This is a genomic window from Streptomyces sp. NPDC051064, from assembly GCF_044455985.1.
Taxonomy (GTDB): domain Bacteria; phylum Actinomycetota; class Actinomycetes; order Streptomycetales; family Streptomycetaceae; genus Streptomyces.
The window spans coordinates 508,882-534,867 of record NZ_JBITFK010000001.1 but is presented as its reverse complement, the minus strand read 5'-3'; the positions used below and the strand labels follow the sequence as shown (position 1 = coordinate 534,867).

Sequence of the window (25,986 nt, the reverse complement as noted above, 5' to 3'; positions counted from 1 at the left end):
AGTGAACGGCGGACGGCGCAGCGAGAGGCGGCCCACGTGCGGCAGGCGGCACACAACCCGGCGCAGGACCCGGCCGAGGGACCGGTGGGCCCGCCCTGCCAGGACGCGGAGCCGCGCCGGGGCCGCCCCCGCAGCGCGGCCGTGGAGCGGGCGATCCTCGACGCCGTCGTGGAGCTGCTGGAGACGGGGGAGACCCTGGACGGGCTGTCCATCGAGCGCATCGCCCGTACCGCCGGCGTCGGCAAGGCCACGATCTACCGCCGCTGGAGCGGCAAGGAGGAGCTCTTCGTCGACGTCCTGCGCGACATGGAGCCCGCCGACCCCACCGTCTCCGGCACCGGCGGCCTGGACGACCTGCGCGTCATGCTGGAGTCCATGCGTACGCGGAGTCTCGCCCAGCGCTCCTCCGCCCTCCTGCACAACGTGTTCGTGCAGATGAAGAAGCACCCCAGGCTCTGGACCGAGTACCAGACCACCGTCCTCGGCCCGCGACGCGCCGCCATGCTGGCCGCCGTGCAGCGGGCGGTGGACGCGGGTGAGCTCCGCGGCGACCTCGATGCGGAGCTGATGGACGACCTGTTCCTGGGGCCCATGCTCGTCCGCACCGTGCACCGCCCCGAAGCGGCCCTGCCGGAGGACCTCGCCGACCGCATCATCGCTGCCCTTCTCCAGGGCCTGGCGCCGCGCTCGCCGAAGACGCAGGTCACAGCCGTGGAGCCGACGTCCGCTCCTGTGTGAGGGTTCTGTCACAAGCCGCCCATCCGCCGTCATGACCGGAACTCGCCGGTCCGGTCCGGTCGTCCTGATGGCAGCACGGCCGTCGTCGACGGCGAGAACCGCGTCGCTCATCGCCTAGGGTCGGGAGGCGCGGTGATGTGTACGGCAAGGCAGTGAGGACGAGCGCAATGGTGCAGGCGTACAGGGCGGACACCGAAGACCCCGGCGCGGGTTCGCAGCCGGGCTCCCGGCTCCGGGCCCTGTGTCACAGACTGGCCTCCGACCGGGGCATCTGGCGGCGCGGCATCATCCTGGCGCTCTGCTCGGTGCTGCTGACCGTCGTGATGGTCTTCCACGCCGAGATCCCGAACACCGTCGGCAACCTGGGCAGCCTCATCGAGACGTTCCTGCCCTGGCTCGGCGTGTTCGTGCCGCTGCTGCTGATCCTCGGTCTCGTCCGGCGCTCGGCCACGGCGGTGATCGCCCTCGTCCTGCCCGTCGCGGTCTGGCTCAACCTCTTCGGCGGCCTGCTCTTCGACGACAAGTCGGGCACCGGCGGGAACCTCACCGTCGCCACGCACAACGTCAACGCGGGCAACCCCGACCCGGCGGGCACCGCCCAGCAGGTCGCCGGCTCCGGCGCGGACGTCGTGGCCCTGCAGGAGCTGCCGGGCGGCAAGGTGGCGGCGTACGAGGACGCGCTCGCCGACCGCTATCCGCACCACTCCGTCCAGGGGACCGTCGGCCTGTGGAGCAAGTACCCGGTCACGGACTCCAGCCCGGTCAACATCAAGCTGGGCTGGACCCGCGCGATGCGCGCCACGGTCACGACCCCCGAGGGCCCGGTCAAGGTGTACGTCGCCCACCTCCCGTCCGTACGGGTCAAACTGAACGCGGGCTTCACCGCCAACCAGCGGGACGACAGCGCGGACGCGCTGGGCGAGGCCATCGCCGACGAGCCGCTGGAGCGTGTGGTCCTGCTCGGCGACCTGAACGGCACGATGAACGACCGCTCGCTGCACGCGGTCACCTCCCAGATGCGCTCCACCCAGGGCGCGGCGGGCGACGGCTTCGGCTTCAGCTGGCCCGCGGCGTTCCCGATGGCGCGGATCGACCAGATCATGGTGCGGGGCGTCGAACCCCTCGCCTCCTGGTCCCTCCCCGCCACGGACAGCGACCACCTCCCGATCGCCGCCCGCGTGCAGCTCTGAGCGCCGCCGTTTCCGACGGACGCGGTACGCTCTCCCCCATGTCCAGCCCCGAGTCCGACAGACTCCGGCCGCCGGTCCGCCGGTGGCCCCGTCCGTGACGCCGTAAGCCTCCGACCCCAGCGGTCACCGGGCTTCGCCCCGTCGCGTCGTCGACCACCGCCGGATCGTCCGCGGCGGTGTGGGCCGGCTCTCATGTCCCGTAGGAACACCGGACATTCCACCGTGTCGCCGTCCTCATGCCTCCGCGCGTGACGACGGGCGCGGCCCGCATCCCCCTGCACACCACTCGTCCCTCCGACGGTTCCGTACAAGGGGTTCCCTTCTCATGCCCATCGCTGTCCACGTCCTCGGGCTGGCTGTCTTCGCCCAGGGCACCTCGGAGTTCATGCTCTCCGGTCTGCTCTCGGGCATCGCCGGTGACCTGCACGTCTCGCTCGGCGCCGCCGGGCTGCTGACCTCGGCCTTCGCGGTCGGGATGGTGGTCGGCGCGCCGCTCACCGCGCTGGCCGGCCGCGGCTGGCCCCGGCGCCGGGCCCTGCTGTTCTTCCTCGGCGTCTTCGTCGCCGCCCATGTCGTCGGCGCGCTGACCTCCAGTTACGGAGTGCTGCTCGCCACCCGGGTCGCGGGTGCGCTGGCCAATGCCGGGTTCTGGGCGGTGGCGCTGGTCACCGCACTGGCCATGGCCGGCCCGCACCAGCGGGCGCGGGCCACCGCCGTGGTCGTGGGCGGGGTCACCGTCGCATGCGTGGTGGGTGTGCCGGCGGGGGCGGCGCTCGGTGAACTGTGGGGCTGGCGCTCGGCGTTCTGGGCCGTGGCCCTCGTCTCCGTACCGGCCGCCGTCGCGTTGCTGGTGGCCGTCCCGGGCGGCCGGCCCGACGACGCACCGCAGCAGGTGAGCGCGCGGAGCGAACTGCGCGCCCTGGCCCGGCCCCGGCTGCTGCTGACCCTGCTGGTGATGGCACTCGTGCAGGGGGCGACCTTCTGCACCTTCTCCTATCTGGAGCCGCTGGTCACCCGGGTCACCGGCTTCGGCGCGGGCTGGGTGCCCGTGGTGCTCGCGCTGTTCGGCGTCGGCTCGTTCGCCGGTGTCACCCTGGCCGGGCGCCTGGCCGACGCCCGCCCGCACGCGGTCATCGGGCTCGGCATGACGGCTCTGGCCACCGGCTGGGCCGCACTGGCCCTGACCGCAGCCCACCCGGTGGCGGCCCTCATCCTCGTCCTGCTCCAGGGGGCGCTCGCGTTCGGTACGGGAACGACGCTGATCACCCGGGTCTTCCACCTGGCCCCCGACGCCCCGACGCTGGCCGGCTCCTTCGCCACGGCCGCCTTCAACGTGGGCGCCGCGGCCGGCCCCTGGCTGGGCGGCCTGGCCCTCGGTGCGGGCTTCGGCTTCCGCGCCCCGGTCTGGGTGAGCGCCCTGCTGATGTGCCTGGCGCTCGCGGGTGCGGGGGTGCTGTCGGTGTCCTCTTCCGCGGGGGTCTCCCGCGTTCGGGGGCGGGCCGGAGCCGCTGAGTGACGCAGACATCACACCCCGACGCAACGGCATGTTCACGTCCGGGCATAAAACGTCTGAGAGACTTTGTTCCGACGGGGTACATAACCCGTCCCGGCAACGAAGCCGACGCTCCCGCACACACCGCCCGCCACCCGGCCGCCGCACGGCCCGCGTGGTCACCCTGCCCGAAAGGTCTTCTCCATGCCCCTGGCCCTGCTCGCCCTCGCTGTGAGCGCCTTCGGCATCGGCACCACCGAGTTCGTGATGATGGGGCTCCTGCCCAACGTCGCGGACGATCTGGGAACGTCCGTACCCACCGCCGGTTACCTCGTCTCGGCGTACGCGATCGGCGTCGTCCTCGGTGCCCCGCTGCTCACCGGTCTCGGCTCCAGGATCCCGCGCAAGCGGATGCTCCTGCTGCTGATGGCCGTCTTCACCGTAGGCAACCTCGCTTCCGCCTTCGCCCCCGACTTCGGCTGGCTGCTGGCCGGCCGGTTCCTGGCCGGGCTGCCGCACGGCGCCTTCTTCGGGGTCGGCGCGGTCGTCGCCGCGCGCCTCGTGCCGGACGGCCGCCAGGCGCGGGCCGTCGCCACGATGTTCCTCGGCCTGACCGTGGCCAACATCGTCGGCGTCCCCGCCGCCACCCTGCTGGGACAGCACCTCGGCTGGCGCGCCACGTTCATGGTGGTCGCCGTGATCGGGCTGGCCGCGATGGCCGCCCTCGCCCGCCTCGTCCCGCAGATCCCCGTCGAGGCGCATCAGAACGTACGCCGTGAACTGAGCGCGCTCGGTAACCGGCAGGTCATCCTCGGCCTGCTCACCGCCGTCCTCGGCTTCGCGGGCGTCTTCGCCGTCTACTCCTACCTCTCGTCCATGACGACCGAGGCGATGGGCTTCGGCGAGTCCTCCGTGACGCTCGTCCTCGCCCTCTTCGGTATCGGGATGACGCTCGGCGCCCTGGCGGCGGGACCGCTGACGGACCGGGCACTGCGTCCCACCCTCTACGGCTCCCTGGGGGCCCTGGCCGTCGTCCTTGTCGTCTTCCCCTTCACCGTGCACGTGCAGTGGGCGGCGCTGGTCATGGTGGTGCTGCTCGGCGGCATCGGATTCATGACGACCACACCGCTGCAGATGCTGGTGATGAACAAGGCGAAGGACGCCCCCACGCTGGCCTCCGCCTCCAACCACTCCGCCTTCAACCTCGCCAACGCGGGAGGCGCCTGGCTCGGTGGGATCGCCATCGCGGCGGGCTGGGGCTGGACCTCTCCGGCCCTGGTCGGCGCGGTGCTGGCCGTGGCGGGTCTGGCCGTGGCGGTCACGGCGGGCTTCCTCGACCGGGCCCCGGGCACCTCGCGCGTGGTGGCGTCCGGCGCCCGCGCCGAGGCGCGCGAGTCGGTGGAGACGCACTCCTCCTGAGGGCTACGACGGCTCCGGGCCGGCGCGGGACACGCGCCGGCCGGAGCCCAGCCGGGCTGCCGTGACCAGTCCGGCGAGCCCCGTCAGCGCGAGCAGCAGCTGGACGTCCACCACGGCGACCAGCCCCGCGCCACCTGCCAGCGCCAGCGCGTTCGGCACCATCATCAGTGAGTTGGCAGCCGCCGTCGTGCGGCCCAGCACCGCGTCCGGGGTCTCCCGCTGCACCGCCGTCATCGCGGCGATCAGCACACAGGGCAGCCCGGCTCCGATCGCCGCGCTCGCCGCGAGGGCCACCGCGTCACCGCCCAGCGCCCGCGCGCCCACGGCCACCGCGAAGACCGCGATCCCCGCCCCCGCGAAGCCCCGCTCCGGCATCCGGCGCAGCAGGGGCCCGGCCAGCAGCCCGACGGCCACGGAGCCCGCGCCCTGGAAGGCGTACAGCACTCCGGCGTACGCCGGAGGACGGCCGAGCGTCTCGACGACGGCGTACACCGCCGCGCCGTTGAGCCCCGCCAGCAGCATCGTCAGCGCTCCGGCGTACACCAGCGGCCGGAGGGCCGCCGAGCCGCGCAGCAGCCGTATCCCCGCCGCCGTACCGCCCCGCCGTGCCCTCTTCCGGGCCGCCCCGGCCGGCTCCCGCCCCCGCACCCGCGCGAAGACCAGAGCGGCCAGGGCGAACGTCACCGCGTCCAGGACGACCACGGGGACCGCGCCGTACCGCGCGAACAGCCCGGCGCCCGCGAGGGGTGCCAGCAGCTTCATGCCCTCGTTCGCCGTCGTGCGCAGCCCGTTGAAGTCCCCCAGCAGCCGGACGTCGACCGCCCGGGCCACCAGCGCGGCCTCCGCCGCGTCCAGGAGCACGCCGCTCACGCCGTAGACGAGCAGGACCGCGAAGAGCGCACCGATCCGGTGGCCCGGGCCGACGAGGAGGAGCGAGGCCATCAGCCCCGCCATCACCAGGTTCACCGTGATCAGCAGGAGCCTGCGGGGCACCAGGTCCGCCACCGCCCCGAGGGCGGGGCCCACGAGGACCGGTGCCCACATCGCGCACACCGTCAGGGCGGCCAGACTGTCCGACCCGGTGAGCGACTTGACCCAGATGCCTGCGGTCAGCCACATCGCCGACGTGCCGAACCCGGACACGAGCAGACCCGTGAGGCAGAGCCGGGCCGTGCGATCCCGTACCACCGCGACCGATGTCACGTCCACTCCTCCCGCACCCGCGTGACCCGCGCTCCCGGCAGGGGCGCGCTCCTGGCCATGCTGGTGACTGAGGTGGTGCGGCCGCATCGGGCAGATGCCTCAGGTGTCACCACCGGCGGGCCTGGTGGCCGTCCGGTCGCCGTCGGTTCACGACCGCGGCGGAACAGAGGCGGTTTCACGCCCCGAGGCCTGCGTATTCTCCTGGTGAGGTCCACAAGCTGGTGACAGGAAGGCCGGGGGATGAGTGCAGACGGGGGCGGCGCACCGTGGAATCCGTACGGGGGAGGTCAGCCGGCGCGCCGGCTGACCTTCGGACGTCTCTTCAATCCGATCGCTGTGGGCCGTGTGGTGTTCACGCCGTCCCGGCCGGACCGTGTGCACGACCCGGCGGTGAAGAGGACGCAGGTCGTGCGGACGGTCGTCGGCATCGCCGCCATCACGTGGATGATGCTGTCCTACGGGCTGGCGTCGGACGCCGACGCCGTGGTGGACGACCGCTTCGCCCAGATCCGCACCACCCTCATCGTGCTGGCAGTGACCTTCCCGGTCGCCGTCGCCGCGTTCGTCGCGGCGGCCCGCCCGCCCAACCGGGGCCTGTTCCTGCGCCGCGTGGCCAAGCCCGCCGGGGCGCTGCTCGCGCTGTTCGTCGCTCTCGCCGCGCCGAGACTGATCACCGGGCTGGGCCTCGTCACCGAGGAGACGGACTGGACGGCCTCGCCGGAGCGGGTCGCGCTCCTGTTCGCCCTGGGCGCCTGGCTGTTGTGGCTCGCCCCCTTCGTGCTCTACGGCATCGCGCAGTCGCTCGTGCACGTCTTCCGGACGGCGGACCTCCACGAGACCGTCCCGCCGCTGCTCGCGACGCTGCTCGTCTGGGAGGTCGCGCTCCTGGACGTCTTCCGGGGCGCCTATGACGGCGTGCCGCTGGCGGTGCGGGCGGCCTTCACCCTGGGAGGGCCGCTGTCCGTCACCCTCGTGGCGATGTGGGAGCTGCGGCGGCTGCGCACGCGGCACGGCATCACCCTGCGGGGAGCCCTGCTCCGCTGAGCCGCCACGGAGGTCGCCCGCCCCGGCGCACCCCCGGCCCCCGCCTCAGCCCGACTCGCGCCAGCGGTTGGTGATCGGCAGCCGGCGGTCCTTGCCGAAGCCCTTCGGCGAGATCTTCGTGCCCGGCGGGTACTGCCGCCGCTTGTACTCCGCCGTGTCCACCATCCGCAGCGTCTTCGTCACCAGGGCCTCGTCGAACCCGGCCGCCACGATCGCGTCCCGGCCCTGGTCCCGGTCGACGTACAACTCCAGGATCCGGTCCAGCACGTCGTAGTCCGGCAGCGAGTCCGTGTCCACCTGGTCCGGGCGCAGTTCGGCGCTCGGCGGCTTGGTGATGGACGCCTCCGGGATGGGCGGGGTCTGCCCGCGCTCCTCGGCGGCGCGGTTGCGCCACTTCGCGAGGCGGAAGACCGACGTCTTGTACACGTCCTTGATCGGCCCGTACGCGCCGACGGAGTCCCCGTACAGCGTGGAATACCCCACCGCCAGCTCCGACTTGTTGCCCGGCGCCAGCACGATCTGGCCCTCCTGGTTGGAGACGGCCATCAGCATCGTGCCGCGCAGGCGCGACTGGAGGTTCTCCTCGGCGAGACCGGTGAGCGCCAGCGACCCCATGTACGCGTCGAACATCGGCTCGATCGGTACGGTGCGGAAGTTCAGCCCCGTACGCCGGGCCAGTTCGGCCGCGTCGCCCTTGGAGTGGTCCGAGGAGTACTTCGACGGCATCGAGATGCCGTACACGTGCTGACCCCCCAGCGCGTCACAGGCGATCGCCGCGACGAGCGCCGAGTCGATGCCGCCCGAGAGCCCGACCAGGACGCTGCTGAATCCGTTCTTCGCGGCGTACGCGCGCAGGCCCACGACCAGCGCCGAGTACAGCTCCTCGTCGTCGTCGAGCCGCTCCGAGTACCCGCCGGCCAGCTCCGGCTCGTAGGCGGGCAGCGGCTTCTCGCTCAGCACCACGTGGTCGATCCGCAGTCCGTCGTTCACGATCCCGGACGGGGCCTCCGCCGCGGCGGCCGGAAGGTCCAGATCGAGGATCACACTGCCCTCGGCGAACTGGGGTGCGCGGGCGATGACTTCGCCGTCCTTGTCGACGACGATCGAGTCCCCGTCGAAGACCAGCTCGTCCTGGCCGCCGATCATCGCCAGGTACGCCGTCGTGCATCCGGCCTGCCGCGCCCGCGTGCGGACCAGCTCCAGCCGGGTGTCGTCCTTGTCGCGCTCGTACGGGGAGGCGTTGATGGACAGCAGCAGCCCGGCCCCCGCGGCGCGCGCGGCGGGGACGCGGCCACCGTCCTGCCAGAGGTCCTCACAGATCGCGAGCGCCACGTCGATGCCGTGCACCCGCACGACGGGCATCGAGTCGCCCGGCACGAAGTACCGGAACTCGTCGAAGACGCCGTAGTTGGGCAGATGGTGCTTGGCGAAGTTCAGCGCGACCTGCCCGCGGTGCAGCACCGCGGCGGCGTTGCGCGGGGACCCGGCGGGCTGGCCGTAGCGGGCCGCGGTGTGCTCCGAGCGGTCGAGGTAGCCGACGACGACCGGCACCTCCCCGAAGCCCTCGTCGGCGAGGCGGGCGGCGAGCGCGCGCAGCGCCTTCCGCGAGGCCTCGACGAAGGACGACCGCAGGGCCAGGTCCTCGACGGGGTAGCCGGTCAGCACCATCTCGGGGAACGCCACCAGGTGGGCGCCCTGCTCGGCGGCGTGCCGGGTCCAGTGGACGATCGAGTCGGAGTTGCCGGCGAGGTCTCCGACGGTCGCGTCGATCTGATTGAGTGCGAGACGTAGTTGAGGCACCCCGCCAGTGTAATCGTCTGACTGACGCGATGTCCTGGCGTTCCCGTCCGGAGGCGGCGGACCGCCTCCGGACGGCGCCTGGCCGGGCGGCTCAGCGCAGGTAGCCGAGGACCGTCATCATCCCCGCTTCGGAGTGGTAGACGTTGTGGCAGTGCAGCATCCACAGCCCCGGGTTGTCCGCGTCGAAGTCGACCGTCAGCGAGCGCCCGGGCAGGATCGCCGCGGTGTCCTTACGGGCTCCGAGCGCGGCCCCGCCGGCCAGCGCGAACGTGTGGCCGTGCAGGTGGAGGGGGTGCCACATCGAGGTGCGGTTGGTGAAGACCAGGCGCACCCGCTCCCCGGCCCGGACGGGCCGCCGTGCCGCAGGGTCGTAGCGTTTGCTGTCGAAGGCCCAGTCGTACGCCTCCATCGAGCCCGTGACCGCGATCCGCACGGTCCGGTCGGGTTCGCGCTCCGCCAGTGCCACGGACTCGTCCGGGGCCAGCCGGTCGGCCGTGATCAGCTCGCCCGTCAGCTCCTCGGGCCGCACGGTGGCCGGGGGAATGGCTCCCGCCCCCGTCCGCAGCACGGCCAGGGCCGCCGCCCTCTTGCCCTCGGCGAGGGCGGTCAGCGGGAACACCCCGTCCCCGGCCGTCACCAGCACGTCGTACCGCTCGCCCATGCCGAGCAGCAGGGCGTCCGTCTCGGTGTGCCGCACGGGGAAACCGTCCGTGTGCGTCACGGTCATCCGGTGGCCGCCGAGCGCCAGCCGGAACGCGGTGTCCCCGCCGGCGTTGATGACGCGCAGCCGGATGCGGTCGCCGGGCCGGGCCTCGAAGACCGAAGGCGCCTGTGCCCTGCGGCCGTTGACCAGATAGTGGGGGTAGTCGACATCGCCCGCGTGGCCGCCGAGCAGTTCGCTGTCCGTTCCCTTCAGCAGGCGGGAAGGGCCCTCGCCCCCGGTGGCCGCCGCCTTGTCGTGGCCGGCCGCGTCGTGGCTGCCGCCCCGCCCCTCGGTGAGCTCGTCGAGGACCGCGTCGGGGGTGGAGCCGTCCACCCCGTCGAGCCAGTCGTCGAGGACGACGATCCACTCCTTGTCGTAGGCGAGCGGCTCCTTCGGGTCGTCGACGATCAGCGGCGCGTACAGCCCACGGTCGAGCTGGACCCCGGAGTGCGGGTGGATCCAGTAGGTCCCCGGGCGGGTGACCGCGAAGCGGTAGGTGAACTCGGCGCCCGGCTTGATCGGCTGCTGCGTCAGCCCCGGCACCCCGTCCATGTCGTTGCGGATCGGGAGGCCGTGCCAGTGCATCGTGGTGGACTGCGTCAGATGATTGGCCAGGGCGAGCTCCAGGGTGTCGCCCGCCGTGATCCGGATCGCCTCACCGGGCAGCCGGTCCCCGTACGCCCAGGTGGGGACGGTGAGGCCGTCGCCCAGTTCGAAGCGGGACGCGGCGGCGGTGAGCGAGACCTTCCGCAGGGGGCCCGCGCCCCGCCGGGTCTCGGCGTCCACGACCTCCGGACCGTCGGGCCTGACGTACCGGTCCGCGGCGCGCGTGGGGGAGGGGGCGCGAACGGGTGAGGTGCGGGACGGGGACGCGACGGCCGGGGAGGCGAGGCCTGCTGTTCCCGCGAGGGCGATACCTGCGCCGAGCACGGCGCGACGAGTGGGCATTTCAGACATATTGCGCACCGTACCCCTGGCGCGTATAAGGGTGCCGTCCCGACACCCGACGCCCCGACACCCGAGGGCCCGGTGCTCCTCACGTACGCAGGGGGCCGGGCCGGCGGGGTGCGCGGGGGCGGGGGCACCGCACCGAGGGCAGGGGGGTCAGGCGCGGGCGTAGACCATCTCCGCCCAGCCGGCGACCTGCTCGTCCGAGAGGTGGAGCGCCAGATCGGCCTCGCTGATCATGCCGATCAGTTTCTTGTCCTCGATCACCGGGAGCCGGCGGATGCGGTGGCTCTGCATCTCCTCCAGCACCGCGTCGACGTCCGCGGACGACTCGATCCAGCGCGGGGTGCCCTCGCAGAGTTCGCCCGCCGTCACCTTCGACGGATCGCGCCCCGACGCCACGCACTCGATCACGATGTCGCGGTCGGTGATGATCCCGACCATCCGGTCCTGCGCTCCGTTGGCGGAGACGGGGAGCGCCCCCACCTTGTGGTCACGCATCATCTGGGCGGCGCGGTCGAGCGTCTCGTGGGCGGGGATCCAGTGGGCCCCGGTGTGCATGATGTCCTTGGCCGTGGTCATGGGGTTGCCTTCCTGCGTGCCGATGGGCACTGCTGTACGGCCCCGAGTCCTTCCACCATGGCGGGCCCGCCCGGCGTACGCGAACGCTGTCACCCGTTCGGGCGTACGCCGAGCCGGTCCCGCGCTCAGGGACGGGGCACTGCCCCGCGTGCCGCGAGCATGTCCGCCATCAGGTCCAGCTCGGACTGCTGGGCCTCGGCCATGCCCTGGGCCAGGCGCTTCTCCACGGGCACGGTGCACTGCTCGGCACAGCCACGGGCCATCGCGACGCCGCCCTTGTGGTGGTCGGTCATCAGCTGCAGGAAGAGGACCTCGGCCGGCTCGCCACGGGCCGCGCGGAGCCGGTCGAGCTCGGTCCTGGTCGCCATGCCGGGCATGAGGGCGCCGTCGTGATCCATGCCCTCCATGTCGTGGCCGCTGTGGCCGCTGTGGCCGCCGTCCGGCATCCAGGCCATCGGCCCCTGCCCGTCGGGCGCCGTCTTCGGCAGGTCCCACAGGTCCAGCCAGCCGAGCAGCATGCCCCGCTGGTTGGCCTGCGTGTGGGCGATGTCGTACGCGAGACGCCGTACGTCCTCGTCCCCCGTCGCGTCCCGCACGATGAACGACATCTCCACGGCCTGCTGATGGTGGACGGCCATGTCCCGCGCGAAGCCCGCGTCCGCGGACCGCGCCGAGGGCGTGCGGGGCCCGGGAGTCTCCGCTTCGCCCCGTGCGGAGGCGACCGTCGCCGCGCCGGCGAACAGCAGGGCGAGGGCCACGGCGGACCCCGCGACCCACTGCGTACACCGGTTGCGCGACGGGCTCACCCGTCGACCCCGCCGGTGCAGGGCGCGCCCGGCTCGGGCGTCTGCGCGCCCTGGACGTACTTCGCGAAGAAGGCGGCCACCCGGGGGTCGTCGGCGCTGTCCACCGCGACCTGCTTGCCCCAGGCGCTCAGCATGATCGCCCCGGCCTGGCCCTCGTACGGGGACATCAGGGAGTAGGGAGTGCTCTTGACGCGGGACGCGAGCTCGGCGACGTCGTCCCCGGACGCCTGCCCGGAGTGCGTCACCCAGACCGCGCCGTGCTCCAGGGCGTGCACGGCGTTGACGTTCGGGACGGCCTTTTCGTATACGACGCCGTCGCAGTTCAGCCAGGCCGGATTGTGGTTCCCGCCGACGGGCGGCTCCATGGGGTACTTCACGTCGGTGGTGACGTGGTCACGGCTCAGCTTCGCCGCGTCCCACGTCTTCTCGCCCGCGATCGGCCCGGCGGCGAGCTCCTTCTTCTCCTGCTCGGTCTGCTTCGAGTCCTGTGCCTGGGTCTCCTCGGTCTTCTCCTTCGCCTCGGACTTCTCCAGGAGCATGTACGAGCCGAAACCCAGCAGCCCGGCGACCACGACGGCGCTCAGGCCTATGGCGACGACCCGGTTGCGGCGGTCGCGCGCACGGTCGGCACTGCGCATCTGCTCTATGCGGTTCCTGCGGTCGAAGCTCATGACGTCGGGTCCTTCTGCCAGGGGGTCGGGAGGGACGGGGGCGGAACGGAAAAACCTGGCCGTGGCGAGCCGTGGCCGAGCGGCTACAGCCCTTGCACACCATGGCCGCCGATCGTAGTGGGTGGCCGCGTGCTCTCTCTCACACCGTGTGCGTAATCTGGGTGAAATCCCGGGTCGTGATACTGAGGTGTCTCCCCTACCCCGGGCGGTGGTGCACGGACCGTCTGAACTGCAAGGATGTGGCTATGGACAAGCAGCAGGAATTCGTCCTCAGGACGCTTGAGGAGCGCGACATCCGCTTCGTACGGCTGTGGTTCACCGATGTTCTCGGTTACCTCAAGTCCGTCGCCGTGGCCCCGGCCGAGCTCGAACAGGCCTTTGACGAGGGAATCGGCTTCGACGGCTCCGCGATCGAGGGCTTCGCCCGTGTATACGAATCGGACATGATCGCCAAGCCGGACCCCGGCACGTTCCAGATCCTTCCGTGGCGCGCCGAGGCCCCCGGGACCGCCCGGATGTTCTGCGACATCCTGATGCCGGACGGGTCGCCCTCCTTCGCGGACCCGCGCTTCGTGCTCAAGCGGATCCTCGCGAAGACCTCCGACCTGGGCTTCACCTTCTACACCCACCCGGAGATCGAGTTCTTCCTGCTGAAGAACAAGCCGGTCGACGGCAGCCGTCCCACCCCGGCCGACAGCTCCGGCTACTTCGACCACACCCCGCAGAACGTCGGCATGGACTTCCGCCGCCAGGCGATCACCATGCTCGAATCGATGGGCATCTCCGTCGAGTTCAGCCACCACGAGGGTGCCCCCGGCCAGCAGGAGATCGACCTGCGGTACGCCGACGCGCTCTCCACCGCCGACAACATCATGACCTTCCGCCTGGTCATGAAGCAGGTCGCGCTGGAGCAGGGCGTGCAGGCCACCTTCATGCCGAAGCCGTTCTCGGAGTACCCGGGCTCCGGCATGCACACGCACCTCTCCCTCTTCGAGGGCGACCGCAACGCCTTCTACGAGTCGGGCGCCGAGTACCAGCTGTCGAAGGTGGGCCGCTCCTTCATCGCGGGCCTGCTCAAGCACGCCGCGGAGATCTCCGCCGTGACCAACCAGTGGGTCAACTCGTACAAGCGCATCTGGGGCGGCTCCAGCCGCTCCGCGGGCGCCGGCGGCGAGGCCCCCTCGTACATCTGCTGGGGCCACAACAACCGCTCCGCGCTGATCCGCGTCCCGATGTACAAGCCCGGCAAGACCGGCTCGGCCCGCGTCGAGGTCCGCTCCATCGACTCCGGTGCCAACCCCTACCTGACGTACGCGGTGCTGCTCGCCGCGGGCCTCAAGGGCATCGAGGAGGGCTACGAACTCCCGGCAGGCGCCGACGACGACGTCTGGGCCCTCTCCGACTCGGAGCGCCGCGCGATGGGCATCGAACCGCTGCCGCAGAACCTGGGCGAGGCGATCTCGCTGATGGAGAAGAGCGAGCTGGTCGCCGAGACGCTGGGCGAGCACGTCTTCGACTTCTTCCTGCGGAACAAGAAGCAGGAGTGGGAGGAGTACCGCAGCGAGGTCACGGCCTTCGAGCTGAAGAACCTGCTGCCGGTGCTGTAGCGGACCCGCCGTACGTGAACGGCTTCGGGCCGGCGGTTCACACCGCCGGCCCGAAGCCGTTGCGGGGGTCAGGCCGAAGGCTGCGCCGCTTGCGCCTCTGCGGCACGGGCGAGGCGTTCGACCCAGTCCTGGTGATAGCGGTAGAGCGCACCGGGATGCTTACACCCGAGCTCCTCGATGAAGAAGGGGCCCTGCTGCGTTTCCTCGGTCAGCACGTGACAGCCGTGGTCCGTGGGTGTGATCACCCAGCCGTGGTACGCACTCGAACCGGTTTCGTCGCCATCGACCGTTGTCTCCCACGAGAGCCTGGTGAAGGGCTCGTGCTCCGTCACTTCGAGAGTCATGGCGAATCCGACCGTCACCCGGCTGTACGTGGTTCCGAGCCGCAGTACCGAATCGCCGCCGAGGATCTTGACGTGATCTTCAGGAGGAAAGTAGCTCCACCAGTTCTCGGCGTCGACGAGCAGCTTCCAGACCACTTCTGGCGGCGCCTTCACATCGATATCGTTGAGCGCGTAGAGGGCAGACGATTTCGGGTCATGCCGTTCGGGCCAGTTCACCTTGTCATACATCGGCTGCCTTTCCTTCTGGAACGTTCTGGGAACCGACTCGGTCTTCACGCTCGGTCGCCGCCTCGGCGAGCGCCGCGAGAAGGTTCTCGTGGGTGCGCCAGAAAACTTCAGGATCCCGCTTCGCGAGTTCGATCCAGAGCGGGCCCTGCATCGTCTCTTCGGTCCAGAGATGGCACCCCTTCGGCGTGGGTGTGATGATCCAGGCGTGGTAAGCCGTGGATGCTTCCGACGCCTTGGGGTGACCACCCCAGGCGATACGCGTCACGGGTCGGAATTCCTGCACGGATGCGAAGACGTCCTGGCCGGCCAGGTTGGTCTCGAATCGAGTTCCGAGGCGCAGCGAGTCATGGCCGCCGAGGAGCTGGACGTGTTCGACGCCTGGGTAGAAGGTGCGCCAGGTCCGGGTGTCCACGAGCAGGGACCAGACCGTCTCAGGCGAGGCCTCGACCTCGCGCTCGTTGGTGAAGTGGATCGGGGAGCGACTGGGGGCCATCGCCTCCGGCCAGTTTATTTCTTCAAACACGGAGATCTCCAGACCGAGGGTTCGTTCAGAGTTCGCCGGGAACGGCAGACCGGTAGAACACGCCGCCGACCGGCTGGATGCCCATGAGCAGCCAGACCGCGTTTTCGAAGTCGCGGGCTCGTGAGAGGTCTCCGACGCGCACCGGGTCGTAGCCGGCGTCGCGGATGAGACGCTCGGTGACGTCGAGGGCTCCCTCGTCAGCGACATACCAGTTGCCCGGCCGCACCCGCTGCTTGCGGACCTCGCCGTACAGGGCTCCGAAGTTCATGTTGAAGCTCTTGGCCACCGGGGCGTGGGTGAAGGACTTCACCTCCTCGGCGTACGACGGAAAGCTGCCATGGCGTGCCGGCATGATGTTGGTCGCGTCGATCGCGATCTTCCCCTCGAGCCCTGTCACCTGGCTCAGGGCCTCCGAGATCTTCGCGCCGGGCACCGCGACCAGGACGGCGTCCGCCTCCGAGGCATCCCCGCCGTCACGGCCGAGCTCTTCGACCTCGTGCCCCGCGGCCCGCCACAGGCCGGCCAGTCCTGCGCCGACCATTCCTCTTCCGATCGTGACGATCTTCATTTCGTGTCTTCCCTCAGTTGGACGCTGACGTATGCGGGTTGAACGTGAGTGACGCTTCACGCGCGGCCGGCGGCCACCGCGTTCCTGACGGCGTCGAGGCCGGCGGCGTGCGATACGACGGGCTCGTATCCGAGCTCGGCCACGGCCTTGTCCGTCCGCAGGGTGCACTGCTGCCCGAGGAACCATCGAGCGGGAACGGGGACCTCACGGGCGGCCGTCTCGGCATCCAGTTCGGGGATCGGGAGATCGACGCCATAGATCTCGAACTGGGTCTCCAGGAACTCGCGCAGGGTGACGCGGTGCCCGTCGGTGACGAAGTACGCCTGGCCCGGCCGGCCGTGCCGCCATCCGAGAACGAGCCCCTCGACGGCGTTCTCGACGAACGTGACGTCAGTGGTGTGCCGGCCTCCGCCGATCCAGGCGAACCGCCCCGCTCTCGCCGCCGCTGCCAAGCCTTCGACGAGGATGCTGTCGGGGCCCCAGACGAACCTCGGGCGAATCGAGACCGTGGCGAGGTCCGAGTCGTTCGCGTCGAGCACGATCTTCTCGGCCACGGCCTTCGCCGCGGAGTAGGCGGCTTCCGAGTCGGGCCGTAGCGGCGCGGTCTCGTCGACGTCCACGAGCGGGGCGCCGGCGAGGAGCGCGGCTTCGCTCCCGCAGTGGACGAACCGGGGAACCTGCGCGTGGCGGGCGGCGTCGACGGCCGCCCGGGTGCCGCGAACCGACACGAGCTCATGCCGCTCACGATCAGCGGTGATATCCGTCTCGGCAGCGAGGTGGAACATGACGTCACTGCCCGTCACATCGTTCTGCCACGTGCTCGGGTCGGTCAACTCGCCCCGCACGGGCTTCGCGCCCAGCGCCGAGACCTTCGCAGCCGATGTCTCACTTCGAACCAGAACACGCACCGAGTGCCCCTCGTCGAGGAGCCGGCGTACCAGCACCTGGCCGATGAACCCCGAGCCTCCGGTAACGAACGCCTGTGCCATGAACCTCTCCTTCGCTCTGCGTGAGCCTTCTCCCGTGCTTTGGGCGAGAAGGTCTCGTGGAGGAGAGCAATCAGGGGTCCGGAGGTCTTCCCTCGACTCCCCTCATGGTTCGAAGGCCTGCGATAAGATTTTTGGATGGCTTCTCTTCGGGCGCTGGAGTGCCTCGTCGCGGTCGCGGACTCCGGGTCGATCACGCAGGCCGCGCTGCTGCTGCATTCGTCGCAACCCGCGGTCTCTCATCAGCTCGCTTCGCTGGAACGCGAGACGCGAACGGTCCTGCTTCACCGCGAAGCCCGGGGGGTCAAGCTCACTCCCGCAGGGCGTGCCGCCGTCGCGGACGCCAGGCGGGCGGTGGAAGCGGCCGCTTCCGCGGTGAGATCGGCACGAGCAGTGGGGCAAGCGGCCGGAGGGGTCCTGCGGCTGGTCTGTGCGCAGAGCCTCACGGTGCCGCTGCTCGCTGAGGTCATCCGCAAGTGGCATCGTCGCCACCCGGAGGTCGCGATCACGCTGCGCGAGTCCACGGCGATGGAGGAGGCGCTCGGCCTCGTCGACTCCGACGAGGTCGATGTGGCGGTGCTGACAGCTCCCTCGGCCGGCCGCTTCACGATCAGCGCCGTCGCAGAGGAGGAGATCGTGCTGGCGGCACCGGCCGGCCACCCGCTGGCCGAGCGGTCGGCCGTACGCCTTGAGGATCTTGAAGGCGTGGCGCTGGTTCACTTCGCACCGGACAACGGCCTCAGCGCCTGGCTCGACCAGTCCTTCGCCCGCGCCGGAGTCCTCCCGGAGACGGTGATGAGGACATCGGTGACTGCGGCGGCACCACAGCTCGCTGCTGCCGGTCTGGGCATCGCCGTGTGCCCCGTGAGTGCGGTCAGCGACGGGTTTCCGGGCGTGGTGCGATCGTTCTCGCCGCGATGGGTCAGGCAGCTGGTGGCGGTGACGTCCGCGGAACCGGATCCGCTCATCGCACGGTTCATCGGCGACCTGCGCAGTCACGGCATGCGTGTGCCTCGCGGTGTGCGGACTCAGCTCGCCCAGGACGGTCCTGCGGCGGGGACACCGCAGCCGGCCTCCTGAGAATCAGCTGATCCTCCACTTGAGAACCAGTCGCCGTCGTGGAGGAAGCAGGCGTGGGCGCCCATTTCCTCCACGCACACGAATCGTCCCAGCCGGGTCCGGCGTGTGGCTGGTGCGATCATGCCGGGCGTTCCGCGGTGACCAGCCAGGCGGTGCTGCGCAGCCGGACCGCGCCGTGCTCCTCGTGGCCGCGAAGGTGGTCCGTGAGTGCCTCCCGTGCAAGGTCCTGGGCCTCTTGGGTCACCTGACCGGTCAAGTGGCGTCCGGGGCCGGTGTCCAGGAGGAAGGCCGCGGCGTCCTCGGCGGTTCGTCCCCAGTCCCCGTACGCCTCCACCTGCCGCGGAGTGACATGTGTGAATCCGGAGGCGGACAGCACCTGGCGGATGCGGTCCGGATCCGCCAGGGAGAACATCCCCGGTAGCCCCGGCGTCCCGAAGTCTCCGACGGGCAGGTGGTCCCGCAGCGCCGCGATGGCCCGCACCCACCCGTTGAGCCCGGCGTCCGCGGCGCAGATGAACGCCAGCCGGCCGCCGGGGCGCAGGGCCTTGCCGATATTGGCGAAGGCGGCGACGGGGTCGGCGAAGAACATCACCCCGTAGCGGCTGATCGCCGCGTCGAAGGCGCCGGGCCCGAAGGGGTGGACCTGGGCGTCCGCCTGGGAGAACGTCACATTGCCGATGGCCTCCCGCGCCGCGGTCGCGCGAGCGCGCTCGAGCATGGGGTCCGACAGGTCGACGCCGAGAACGCCTCCTCGGGTCGCTCGGCGTGCGGCGAGCCGTGCCGTCTGCCCGGCGCCGCACCCGACATCGAGTACGTGATCGTGTTCGCCGATCGCGGCGGCGGTGAGCAGTGGGTGATCGAAGCCCGAGTTCACGGCGTCCCAGCGGTGCTGATGGTCGGCCCAGTACGTGCCCTCGTAGCCGTTCCATGCCTGGGCCTGCTCGGTGTTGACGACGTCGCGCATCAGGTACCTCCTGTTGGGGGCCGGACCGGCCCAGGCGGATCGCGTCGGCGGCCCTATGATGGGCACACGCCCATACAGTATGGGCGTGTGCCCATACTGGCAATCCACCGTCAGTCAGGGGTGGGTGGCGATATCGCATCGGGAGAGGCCCTATGTCACCGCGTGGTGTGACGATGCCCGACGTACGGGAGCGGCTGTTCGCCGCTGCGGAGCGGGTACTGGCCCGCGAGGGACCGGGCGCCCTGACCAGCAGGGCGATCACGGGCGAGGCGGGCTGCGCCAAGGGGATGCTGCACGCCCATTTCGCCGGGCTGGACGAATTCGTCGCCGATCTGTGTCTGGACAGATTCGCGCGCACCGCACGGCAGGCCGAGGAACTCCCCGGGCGGGCGGGCGAGAACACGGTGGCGGAGAACCTCGGCGGCATCGCGCTCGCGCTGCTGGACTCGGCCGGCCCGACGATCGCCGGGCTGGCCATGACGCGCCCCGCCGCCTCCCTCCGGGTGCGTCAGGCGATGGAGGCCGGGGCGCCGGGCTTCTCCGCGGTCCAGGAAGCGATCGCGCAGTACCTCGCCGCCGAACAGCGCCTCGGGCGCCTCTCGGGGGGTACGGACACGGGGGCGGTCGCGCTCGCCGTGGCCGGGACCGTCCACCACCTCCTGATGACCAGCTGGTCCGGCGCCCCGGACCCCCGCCAGCAGGTGGAGAGGCTGGTTGCCATGCTCACGGGCCGTGTCGGTGCCGCATCCGGAGATGTCCCGGACCGGGAGTGACGCGCCGGTTGCGGTTCAGGACGAGGTGGCCGTCCCGTCCTGTGCCCGGTGGTGGCGGTCGTAGTGGCGGGCCGCGCGGGCGCGGTTGCCGCATGAGGGCTTGCACCACTCCTGGCGGCCGTGGCCCTTCACGAAGTAGCGGACGCACCGAGGCGCCGTGCAGGCACGCAGCTGTTCGCGCCGCGGGCCGCTGAGGAACTCGACCGCCGACCGTGCGAGGGCCGCGAGGAGCACGGCGTGCGGGTCGTCCCGCGTGGCCGACAGACGTGCTCCAGGGGGGCCTTCGAGAGGCCAGTCCAGCTGGGGGACCACAGGCACCAGTGCGGCGATGGCGTTCAGGTGGTCCACCGCCCGGTCGGCCGGCATGAGCCGGTGGGCGTCCGGGGGGCTGGGGCGCGCGGGGCTGACCGCGCGGGCGAACAGCGCGCGCACCGCGCGCCGCACCTCGACGACACGGATCCTGAGGTCCTCGTCCACCGTCCCCTCCTCGGCGGGGATGTGGCCGTCCAGCAGCGCCTGGTGCCGGCGGAGCCAGTCCTTCAGACCCTGGAGGGCGGCCAGATCGTCCGCCACACCGTCCTTGCCGTCGTGGCGGATCGTGCTCGCCAGCTCCAGTGCCGCCCAGCGCTCCATGGGGTCCCGCTCCTGCCCGTATCTGTTGATCGAGATGGCGCGCACACTCTATGGTTCCTAACGGATAACTGGAAATAACCATTAGGGGGAGACGTGACCGTGTTGCTCGCGCAGATCAGCGACCTGCATCTGGACGGCAGCGAGAGGGCGACCCGACGCGCCGTACGCGTCATGGACCACCTGCGGGCCCTGCCCCGCCCCGTCGACGCCGTGCTGGTCACAGGGGACATCGCGGACCACGGTGCGGAGGCGGAGTACGAGGAGGCCGCGCGGATCCTGGCCGCGCCCTTCCCGGTCCTGCCGTGCCCCGGGAACCATGACGTGCGTCCCGCGTACCGGAAGGCCCTGCTGGGGGAGTCGCCCGACGCCGGACCCGTCAACCGGGTGCACCGCATCGGGGGCGTCGCGATCCTGATGTGCGACTCCACCATCCCCGGACGCGACGAGGGGCGCCTCGACGAGCAGACCCTGGCCTGGATCGACGCCACCCTCACCGAACTGCCGGAGGACACACGGGCCCTGATCGCCTTTCACCAGCCTCCCGTCGAGCTCCACCACCCGCTGCCCGACTCCGGCATGCTCGAACGTCCCGGGGACCTGGCGGCCCTGCTCGACGCGCATCCGCGGGTCTCCGCCGTCCTCACGGGGCACGCCCACACCGCGGCGGCCTCCGTCTTCGCGGGGCGACCCCTGATCGTGGGACCGGCGATCACCTGGACGCTGCGGATGCCGTGGGAGGGCGACAGTGCCGCCGACCGCGATCAGCCTCCCGGGCTCGCCTTCCACGTCCTCGGTGACGACGGCAGGCTGACCACCCACTACCGCGTCGTGATCTGAGCCGGCACCCGCCCTGCCGCGCGGGCGCAGGCAGGGGCGGGGCCGCGGAGGTCAAGGGCTGGTGCAGGTGAGGCCGGCCCCCGTCCTCGAGGTCGCCGCCGTCGTCCGGGTTGCCGAGCGGACGGGATCGGCGCCCACCGGTCCCCGGGAGGGACGGGCGGACGGTGAGCCACGCGGCGCCGTTCCGGTAGTGTGACCCCTCCCGAGAACGGGACCGACCCAGGAGGTGAGACCCATTACCGCTTCAGCAGGCTGGGCGCTCACCCCCCGCCGTCGCGTGGCCGACCGGGCCTGAGCGATCGCGGAGCGCCCATCGGTCATCCCGAAAGGCTCCGCCCCATGCAGGAATTCGCTCCGCCGCTCACCCTCTCCACGCTCGTCACCACGCTCCGCGCCGCCGGCTGTGTCTTCGCCGAGGACGAGGCGGAACTCCTCCTTTCCACGGCGACCGGGCCCGCCGAGCTCGCCACCATGCTGGAACGCCGCGTAGCCGGTCTGCCGCTTGAACACGTGCTCGGCTGGGCCGAGTTCTGCGGGCTTCGGATCGCCGTGGACCCCGGGGTCTTCGTGCCTCGCAGGCGTACGGAGTTCCTCGTACGGCAGGCCGCGGCGCTCGCGCCCGACCGGGCGGTCGTCGTCGACCTCTGCTGCGGTACCGGTGCGCTCGGCAGGGCGCTCGCGTCGTCGCTGCGCGAGGTCGAACTGCACGCCGCCGACGTCGAACCCGCCGCCGTGAGCTGTGCCCGCCGCAACGTGGGCGGACACGGGACCGTCCACGAGGGCGACCTCTTCGAGCCCCTGCCCCGGTCGCTGCGCGGGCGGGTCGACGTCCTGCTCGCCAACGTGCCGTACGTACCGACCGACGACGTCGAGTTGCTGCCCGCCGAGGCGCGGATCCACGAACCGCGCGTCGCGCTCGACGGAGGCGGCGACGGGCTCGACGTGATGCGGCGCGTCGTCGCCGAGGCGACCGACTGGCTGGCCCCGGGCGGCAGCCTGCTGGTCGAGACGAGCGAGCGGCAGGCGGCGCGGGCCGAGGAGACGGTGGGGAGCAGCGGACTCGTCGCGCGTGTCGTCGTCTCCGAGGAGCTGTACGCGACCGTCGTCATCGGGACCAGGCCCCGGTAGCAGGGCGGCGGGCCCGGTTCAGGCGAAGCGCCAGCGCGTCTGGCCGAACGGGTCGCCCTTGGCGAAGCCGAAGGCCGTGCGGGGGGCCACCGCGAAGACCTCCGCACGGCCGCCCGCGCCGTTGGAGAACATGCCGTCCGTGACGCCGAAGTGCCACTCGGCGCCGTACTTCGCCTCCCAGGACTCGGCCAGCGCGATGAGCCGCTGCTCGTCCGTCACCCGGGCGGCCCGGCCCTCGACCACCACGTCGAACCCCTCGTTCAGCGTGTTGGCGCCCGTGGTCAGGACGACCTCCGGGTTGGCGTCCAGATTGCGCGCCTTGCGTTCCGAGGGCCCCGTGCAGAAATGCAGCGCGCCGTCCGACCAGAGGCCGATCAGCGGGGTGACGTGCGGGCGGCCGTCGGGCCGGACCGTGGAGAGCCAGTACAGCTCCGCGCGGTCCAGCAGCGCGACCGCCTCCGCCCAGGGGCGGGCGGTCGCGTCCTCGCTGCTGTAGTGCGGGTCCAGGGCGGTGTCGGGGGCGGTGGTGTCCTTCTCCGGCATTTCGGGTCTCCAGGGGCGATATGGCGGTGTGCGTGGTCTTTTCGTCGATCGTGCCTCTGTACTGCGGACTCCGCCCGCGCTCCGGATTCATCGGTCCGGGGCTAGGCTCGAAGGGCGGATAAAAGGGATCGGCGGCAGGAGACACGGGATGACGACGGTGCCGGGACGCAGGAGCAGTACGTTCACCCGACTGCTGCGGCACGGTTTCACCGATCCGTCCGCCGCCGAACGGCTGCTCGACCTGCCCGAGCTCTCGTCCGTACGGGCCGATCCCGTCCTCTTCGAGGCGCTCGGCGCGACCGCCGACCCCGATCTGGCCCTCCACGGCCTCGTGCGGCTCGTCGAGGCCGAGGAGGCCGCCGAACGGCAGATCCTGCTGGACACGCTCGTCACGGCCAAGCCGCTGCGGGACCGGCTCCTCGGCGCCCTCGGTGCCTCCGAGGCGCTCGGGGACCACCTGGCACGGCACCCGCGCGACTGGCAGGTGCTGGTCACCTACGAGGCCACCGACCTGCACCCGGGGGTCCCCGAGTTCGAGCAGATGCTGGGCGACGCCGTCGACCCGGACTCGCTGCGGGTCGCCTACCGCAGGTCCCTCCTGTCCATCGCGGCCCGCGACGTGTGCGGGACGACGGACGTCGCCGAGGTCGCCGCCGAGCTCGCCGACCTGGCGACGGCCACTCTGCGGGCGGCGCTCGACATCGCCCGCGCCGCCACGCCCTCCGACGCCGCACAGTGCCGGCTCGCCGTCATCGCGATGGGCAAATGCGGCGGACACGAGCTGAACTACGTGTCCGACGTCGACGTCATCTTCGTCGCCGAGCCCGTCGACGGCGCGGAGGAGAGCGGCGCCATGCAGGCCGCCACCCGGCTCGCCGCCCACCTGATGCGGATCTGCTCCGACACCACCGTCGAAGGCACGATCTGGCCCGTCGACGCCAACCTCCGCCCCGAGGGCCGCAACGGGCCACTGGTGCGCACCCTGACCTCGCACCTCGCGTACTACCAGCGCTGGGCCAAGACCTGGGAGTTCCAGGCCCTGCTCAAGGCCCGGCCGGTCGCGGGGGACCCCGAGCTCGGCGCGGCCTACGTCGAGGCCGTGTCCCCGCTGGTGTGGCAGGCCGCCGACCGGGAGAACTTCGTCGGCGACGTACAGAAGATGCGCCGCCGCGTCGTCGACAACATCCCCGTCGACCGCGTCGACCGGGAGCTCAAGCTCGGCCCCGGCGGGCTCCGGGACGTCGAATTCGCCGTCCAGCTGCTCCAGCTCGTCCACGGCCGCAGCGACAGCACCCTGCACGCCGGCTCCACGCTGGAGGCCCTGCGGGCCCTCGCCGACGGCGGATACGTCGGGCGCGCCGACGCCGCGCAGCTGGACGAGGCCTACCGCTTCCTGCGCGCCATGGAGCACCGCATCCAGCTCTACCGGCTGCGCCGCACCCACCTGGTCCCCGAGGACGACGCCGACCTGCGCAGGCTCGGGCGCTCCCTCGGACTGCGTACGGACCCGGTCGCCGAGCTCAACCGGGCGTGGCGGCGGCACGCCTCCGTCGTACGCCGGCTGCACGAGAAGCTCTTCTACCGGCCGCTCCTGGACGCCGTCGCCCAGCTCGCCCCCGGCGAGAGCAGGCTCAGCGCCAAGGCCGCCGTGGTCCGCCTGGAGGCCCTCGGCTACGCCGATCCCGGCGCCGCGCTGCGGCACCTGGAAGCCCTCTCGTCGGGCGTCTCCCGCAAGGCGGCGATCCAGCGCACGCTGCTGCCGGTGCTGCTCGGCTGGTTCGCGGACTCCGCCGACCCGGACGCCGGGCTCCTCGGCTTCCGCCAGGTGTCCGACGCCCTCGGCAAGACCCCCTGGTATCTGCGGCTGCTGCGCGACGAGGGCGCCGCGGCCGAGAACCTCGCCCGGGTCCTCTCCGCCGGCCGCCTCGCCCCCGACCTGCTGATGCGCGCCCCCGAGGCCGTCGCCATCCTCGGCGACCCCGAAGGGCTGAAGCGGCGCAGCCGGGACCACCTGGAACAGGAGGTGCTGGCCGCGGTAGGCCGGGCGCCCGGGGCCGAAGCGGCGGTCGCGGTGGCGCGCGGGGTGCGGCGCCGGGAGCTGTTCCGTACGACGGCGGCCGACATCATCGGCTCGTACGGCACCGAGGACAACCCGGCCGAAGCCGATCCGGGCGCCCTCGTCGACCGGGTCGGCTCGGCGGTCACGGACCTCAACGCCGCCACGCTCTCCGGTGCGCTGCGCGCCGCCGTCAGTGACAAGTGGGGCGACACCCTGCCGACCCGGTTCGCCGTCATCGGCATGGGCCGCTTCGGCGGGCACGAACTGGGCTACGGATCGGACGCGGACGTCCTCTTCGTGCACGAACCCCGGGAGGGCGTCAGCGACGAGGAGGCGGCCCGGGCCGCGAGCGCCGTCGTCACGGAGATGCGCAGGCTGCTGGAGCTGCCGACCGCCGATCCGCCGCTCCTCATCGACGTCGACCTGCGGCCTGAAGGGAAGACCGGGCCCCTGGCCCGCACCCTGAAGTCGTACGAGGCCTACTACCGGCGCTGGTCGCTGATCTGGGAGAGCCAGGCGTTGCTGCGCGCCGACCCGGTGGCCGGCGACGAGGAGCTGGGCCGCGCCTTCGTCGACCTCATAGACCCCCTGCGGTACCCGATGGAAGGGCTGGGGGACGACGCGGTCCGGGAGATCCGGCGGCTCAAGGCGCGGATGGAGTCCGAGCGCATGCCGCGCGGCGCCGATCCGACGCTGCACACCAAGCTGGGGCGCGGCGGCCTGAGCGACGTCGAGTGGACGGTCCAGCTGATGCAGATGCAGCACGGCTGGTCGGAGCCCGGCCTGCGGACCCCGCGTACACGGGAGGCGCTGGCGGCGGCGTGCGCGGCGGAGCTGATCCCGGCGGAGGAGGCCCAGACGCTGGACGAGGCGTGGGTGCTGGCCTCGCGGGTGCGCAACGCGGTGATGCTGGTGCGGGGGCGGCCGGGCGACACGTTCCCCTCCAACCCGCGTGAGCTGGCGGCGGTGGGCCGGTACCTCGGCTACGAGCCGGGGCACGCGGGGGACATGCTGGAGGACTACCGGCGGATCACCCGGCGGGCCCGGGCCGTCGTGGAGGAGCGGTTCTACGGCGCCGGGGGGTGACCCCGGAAAGCTGAGTCCGCGGCGCTCACCC

The 25,986-nt window shown here is 71.7% G+C and carries 24 protein-coding genes; 11 read left to right on the top strand and 13 right to left on the bottom strand.

Annotation, left to right across the window (positions count from 1 at the left end; genetic code table 11):
• Nucleotides 1–36: 36 nt before the first annotated feature.
• The 4 genes from ACIBCU_RS02470 to ACIBCU_RS02455 all read left to right on the top strand — a co-directional run bounded on the left by ACIBCU_RS02470 (nucleotide 37) and on the right by ACIBCU_RS02455 (nucleotide 4,839).
• Entirely contained in the window at nucleotides 37–738 is a 702-nt protein-coding gene (locus tag ACIBCU_RS02470) for a TetR/AcrR family transcriptional regulator (protein ID WP_399228694.1), read from the top strand.
• A 239-nt stretch (nucleotides 739–977) separates the two neighbouring features.
• The gene (locus ACIBCU_RS02465; protein WP_399229722.1) at nucleotides 978–1,928 is read left to right on the top strand and encodes an endonuclease/exonuclease/phosphatase family protein; all 951 of its coding nucleotides are present in this window, start codon (nucleotides 978–980) and stop codon (nucleotides 1,926–1,928) included.
• A gap of 325 nt (nucleotides 1,929–2,253) precedes the next feature.
• Nucleotides 2,254–3,444 carry a Cmx/CmrA family chloramphenicol efflux MFS transporter gene (locus ACIBCU_RS02460; RefSeq protein WP_362931219.1) on the top strand — a complete coding sequence of 397 codons (1,191 nt, stop codon included), beginning with the start codon at nucleotides 2,254–2,256 and terminating at the stop codon, nucleotides 3,442–3,444.
• A gap of 180 nt (nucleotides 3,445–3,624) precedes the next feature.
• Nucleotides 3,625–4,839, top strand: coding sequence for an MFS transporter (locus tag ACIBCU_RS02455; protein ID WP_399228691.1), 1,215 nt, complete (start codon nucleotides 3,625–3,627; stop codon nucleotides 4,837–4,839).
• 3 nt (nucleotides 4,840–4,842) lie between these two features.
• Here the strand turns inward: ACIBCU_RS02455 and ACIBCU_RS02450 are convergent, their stop codons facing one another.
• Nucleotides 4,843–6,042 (bottom strand): MFS transporter, encoded by a 1,200-nt coding sequence (locus ACIBCU_RS02450; protein ID WP_399228689.1) that lies wholly within the window; start codon nucleotides 6,040–6,042, stop codon nucleotides 4,843–4,845.
• 240 nt (nucleotides 6,043–6,282) lie between these two features.
• Here ACIBCU_RS02450 and ACIBCU_RS02445 point away from each other — a divergent pair, with 240 nt between their 5' ends.
• Complete coding sequence (locus ACIBCU_RS02445; RefSeq protein WP_399228687.1) at nucleotides 6,283–7,086, top strand: hypothetical protein; 804 nt, start codon at nucleotides 6,283–6,285, stop codon at nucleotides 7,084–7,086.
• Between the two features lie 45 nt (nucleotides 7,087–7,131).
• On the opposite strand, the gene ACIBCU_RS02440 is transcribed toward ACIBCU_RS02445, so the two are convergent.
• From ACIBCU_RS02440 to ACIBCU_RS02420, 5 genes are all read right to left on the bottom strand, one after another.
• Nucleotides 7,132–8,886 (bottom strand): NAD+ synthase, encoded by a 1,755-nt coding sequence (locus ACIBCU_RS02440; protein WP_399228685.1) that lies wholly within the window; start codon nucleotides 8,884–8,886, stop codon nucleotides 7,132–7,134.
• A 91-nt stretch (nucleotides 8,887–8,977) separates the two neighbouring features.
• Nucleotides 8,978–10,546, bottom strand: a complete 1,569-nt coding sequence (locus ACIBCU_RS02435; protein ID WP_399228683.1) for a multicopper oxidase family protein — start codon at nucleotides 10,544–10,546, stop codon at nucleotides 8,978–8,980.
• A gap of 147 nt (nucleotides 10,547–10,693) precedes the next feature.
• Entirely contained in the window at nucleotides 10,694–11,119 is a 426-nt protein-coding gene (locus ACIBCU_RS02430; protein ID WP_362931207.1) for a CBS domain-containing protein, read from the bottom strand.
• Nucleotides 11,120–11,244: 125 nt separating this feature from the next.
• On the bottom strand, nucleotides 11,245–11,925 hold the full coding sequence (locus ACIBCU_RS02425) for a DUF305 domain-containing protein (RefSeq protein WP_399228680.1): 681 nt from the start codon (nucleotides 11,923–11,925) through the stop codon (nucleotides 11,245–11,247).
• Nucleotides 11,922–12,596: a DUF3105 domain-containing protein gene (locus ACIBCU_RS02420; protein ID WP_362931203.1), complete on the bottom strand. Its 675-nt coding sequence runs from the start codon at nucleotides 12,594–12,596 to the stop codon at nucleotides 11,922–11,924. The genes ACIBCU_RS02425 and ACIBCU_RS02420 overlap by 4 nt, the downstream gene beginning before the upstream one ends.
• Before the next feature lie 245 nt (nucleotides 12,597–12,841).
• Here ACIBCU_RS02420 and glnA point away from each other — a divergent pair, with 245 nt between their 5' ends.
• Entirely contained in the window at nucleotides 12,842–14,203 is a 1,362-nt protein-coding gene (gene glnA / locus ACIBCU_RS02415) for a type I glutamate--ammonia ligase (RefSeq protein ID WP_014156604.1), read from the top strand.
• Between the two features lie 68 nt (nucleotides 14,204–14,271).
• On the opposite strand, the gene ACIBCU_RS02410 is transcribed toward glnA, so the two are convergent.
• The 4 genes from ACIBCU_RS02410 to ACIBCU_RS02395 are packed head-to-tail and all read right to left on the bottom strand — an operon-like array spanning nucleotide 14,272 to nucleotide 16,855.
• Entirely contained in the window at nucleotides 14,272–14,775 is a 504-nt protein-coding gene (locus tag ACIBCU_RS02410) for an SRPBCC family protein (RefSeq protein WP_399228676.1), read from the bottom strand.
• A complete protein-coding gene (locus ACIBCU_RS02405; protein ID WP_399228673.1) occupies nucleotides 14,768–15,298 on the bottom strand; it encodes an SRPBCC domain-containing protein in 531 nt (176 codons plus the stop codon). Before ACIBCU_RS02405 ends, ACIBCU_RS02410 begins: the two co-directional genes overlap by 8 nt.
• 25 nt (nucleotides 15,299–15,323) lie before the next feature.
• Nucleotides 15,324–15,866, bottom strand: coding sequence for a dinucleotide-binding protein (locus tag ACIBCU_RS02400; RefSeq protein ID WP_362931197.1), 543 nt, complete (start codon nucleotides 15,864–15,866; stop codon nucleotides 15,324–15,326).
• Nucleotides 15,867–15,922: 56 nt separating this feature from the next.
• The gene (locus ACIBCU_RS02395) at nucleotides 15,923–16,855 is read right to left on the bottom strand and encodes an NAD-dependent epimerase/dehydratase family protein (RefSeq protein WP_399228670.1); all 933 of its coding nucleotides are present in this window, start codon (nucleotides 16,853–16,855) and stop codon (nucleotides 15,923–15,925) included.
• A 135-nt stretch (nucleotides 16,856–16,990) separates the two neighbouring features.
• On the opposite strand from ACIBCU_RS02395, the gene ACIBCU_RS02390 reads away from it, so the two are divergent.
• Nucleotides 16,991–17,932, top strand: coding sequence for a LysR substrate-binding domain-containing protein (locus ACIBCU_RS02390; protein ID WP_399228668.1), 942 nt, complete (start codon nucleotides 16,991–16,993; stop codon nucleotides 17,930–17,932).
• A gap of 118 nt (nucleotides 17,933–18,050) precedes the next feature.
• Here ACIBCU_RS02390 and ACIBCU_RS02385 read toward each other — a convergent pair whose 3' ends face one another.
• Entirely contained in the window at nucleotides 18,051–18,896 is an 846-nt protein-coding gene (locus ACIBCU_RS02385) for a class I SAM-dependent methyltransferase (RefSeq protein WP_399228666.1), read from the bottom strand.
• A 152-nt stretch (nucleotides 18,897–19,048) separates the two neighbouring features.
• Between ACIBCU_RS02385 and ACIBCU_RS02380 the strand changes: the two genes are divergently transcribed.
• The gene (locus ACIBCU_RS02380) at nucleotides 19,049–19,669 is read left to right on the top strand and encodes a TetR/AcrR family transcriptional regulator (RefSeq protein ID WP_399228664.1); all 621 of its coding nucleotides are present in this window, start codon (nucleotides 19,049–19,051) and stop codon (nucleotides 19,667–19,669) included.
• Nucleotides 19,670–19,684: 15 nt separating this feature from the next.
• Here the strand turns inward: ACIBCU_RS02380 and ACIBCU_RS02375 are convergent, their stop codons facing one another.
• Nucleotides 19,685–20,302, bottom strand: coding sequence for a CGNR zinc finger domain-containing protein (locus tag ACIBCU_RS02375; protein WP_399229720.1), 618 nt, complete (start codon nucleotides 20,300–20,302; stop codon nucleotides 19,685–19,687).
• Between the two features lie 99 nt (nucleotides 20,303–20,401).
• On the opposite strand from ACIBCU_RS02375, the gene ACIBCU_RS02370 reads away from it, so the two are divergent.
• Both ACIBCU_RS02370 and ACIBCU_RS02365 read left to right on the top strand, forming a co-directional pair.
• Nucleotides 20,402–21,139 carry a metallophosphoesterase gene (locus ACIBCU_RS02370; RefSeq protein WP_362934038.1) on the top strand — a complete coding sequence of 246 codons (738 nt, stop codon included), beginning with the start codon at nucleotides 20,402–20,404 and terminating at the stop codon, nucleotides 21,137–21,139.
• Between the two features lie 339 nt (nucleotides 21,140–21,478).
• On the top strand, nucleotides 21,479–22,267 hold the full coding sequence (locus tag ACIBCU_RS02365; protein WP_399228662.1) for a putative protein N(5)-glutamine methyltransferase: 789 nt from the start codon (nucleotides 21,479–21,481) through the stop codon (nucleotides 22,265–22,267).
• Between the two features lie 18 nt (nucleotides 22,268–22,285).
• Here ACIBCU_RS02365 and ACIBCU_RS02360 read toward each other — a convergent pair whose 3' ends face one another.
• Nucleotides 22,286–22,810 (bottom strand): pyridoxamine 5'-phosphate oxidase family protein, encoded by a 525-nt coding sequence (locus ACIBCU_RS02360; RefSeq protein WP_399228660.1) that lies wholly within the window; start codon nucleotides 22,808–22,810, stop codon nucleotides 22,286–22,288.
• Between the two features lie 148 nt (nucleotides 22,811–22,958).
• Between ACIBCU_RS02360 and ACIBCU_RS02355 the strand changes: the two genes are divergently transcribed.
• Entirely contained in the window at nucleotides 22,959–25,955 is a 2,997-nt protein-coding gene (locus ACIBCU_RS02355) for a bifunctional [glutamine synthetase] adenylyltransferase/[glutamine synthetase]-adenylyl-L-tyrosine phosphorylase (protein ID WP_399228658.1), read from the top strand.
• Nucleotides 25,956–25,986: the final 31 nt, after the last annotated feature.

What these genes read in the sequence shown, in the direction of transcription:
- ACIBCU_RS02460 (WP_362931219.1), top strand. Translation starts at nt 2,254, where the DNA reads ATGCCCATCGCTGTCCACGTCCTCGGGCTGGCTGTCTTCGCCCAGGGC.
- ACIBCU_RS02455 (WP_399228691.1), top strand. Translation starts at nt 3,625, where the DNA reads ATGCCCCTGGCCCTGCTCGCCCTCGCTGTGAGCGCCTTCGGCATCGGC.
- ACIBCU_RS02445 (WP_399228687.1), top strand. Translation starts at nt 6,283, where the DNA reads ATGAGTGCAGACGGGGGCGGCGCACCGTGGAATCCGTACGGGGGAGGT.
- ACIBCU_RS02435 (WP_399228683.1), bottom strand. Translation starts at nt 10,546, where the DNA reads ATGTCTGAAATGCCCACTCGTCGCGCCGTGCTCGGCGCAGGTATCGCC.
- ACIBCU_RS02430 (WP_362931207.1), bottom strand. Translation starts at nt 11,119, where the DNA reads ATGACCACGGCCAAGGACATCATGCACACCGGGGCCCACTGGATCCCC.
- ACIBCU_RS02420 (WP_362931203.1), bottom strand. Translation starts at nt 12,596, where the DNA reads ATGAGCTTCGACCGCAGGAACCGCATAGAGCAGATGCGCAGTGCCGAC.
- glnA (WP_014156604.1), top strand. Translation starts at nt 12,842, where the DNA reads ATGGACAAGCAGCAGGAATTCGTCCTCAGGACGCTTGAGGAGCGCGAC.
- ACIBCU_RS02410 (WP_399228676.1), bottom strand. Translation starts at nt 14,775, where the DNA reads ATGTATGACAAGGTGAACTGGCCCGAACGGCATGACCCGAAATCGTCT.
- ACIBCU_RS02400 (WP_362931197.1), bottom strand. Translation starts at nt 15,866, where the DNA reads ATGAAGATCGTCACGATCGGAAGAGGAATGGTCGGCGCAGGACTGGCC.
- ACIBCU_RS02395 (WP_399228670.1), bottom strand. Translation starts at nt 16,855, where the DNA reads ATGGCACAGGCGTTCGTTACCGGAGGCTCGGGGTTCATCGGCCAGGTG.
- ACIBCU_RS02390 (WP_399228668.1), top strand. Translation starts at nt 16,991, where the DNA reads ATGGCTTCTCTTCGGGCGCTGGAGTGCCTCGTCGCGGTCGCGGACTCC.
- ACIBCU_RS02385 (WP_399228666.1), bottom strand. Translation starts at nt 18,896, where the DNA reads ATGCGCGACGTCGTCAACACCGAGCAGGCCCAGGCATGGAACGGCTAC.
- ACIBCU_RS02380 (WP_399228664.1), top strand. Translation starts at nt 19,049, where the DNA reads ATGTCACCGCGTGGTGTGACGATGCCCGACGTACGGGAGCGGCTGTTC.
- ACIBCU_RS02375 (WP_399229720.1), bottom strand. Translation starts at nt 20,302, where the DNA reads ATGGAGCGCTGGGCGGCACTGGAGCTGGCGAGCACGATCCGCCACGAC.
- ACIBCU_RS02365 (WP_399228662.1), top strand. Translation starts at nt 21,479, where the DNA reads ATGCAGGAATTCGCTCCGCCGCTCACCCTCTCCACGCTCGTCACCACG.
- ACIBCU_RS02360 (WP_399228660.1), bottom strand. Translation starts at nt 22,810, where the DNA reads ATGCCGGAGAAGGACACCACCGCCCCCGACACCGCCCTGGACCCGCAC.
- ACIBCU_RS02355 (WP_399228658.1), top strand. Translation starts at nt 22,959, where the DNA reads ATGACGACGGTGCCGGGACGCAGGAGCAGTACGTTCACCCGACTGCTG.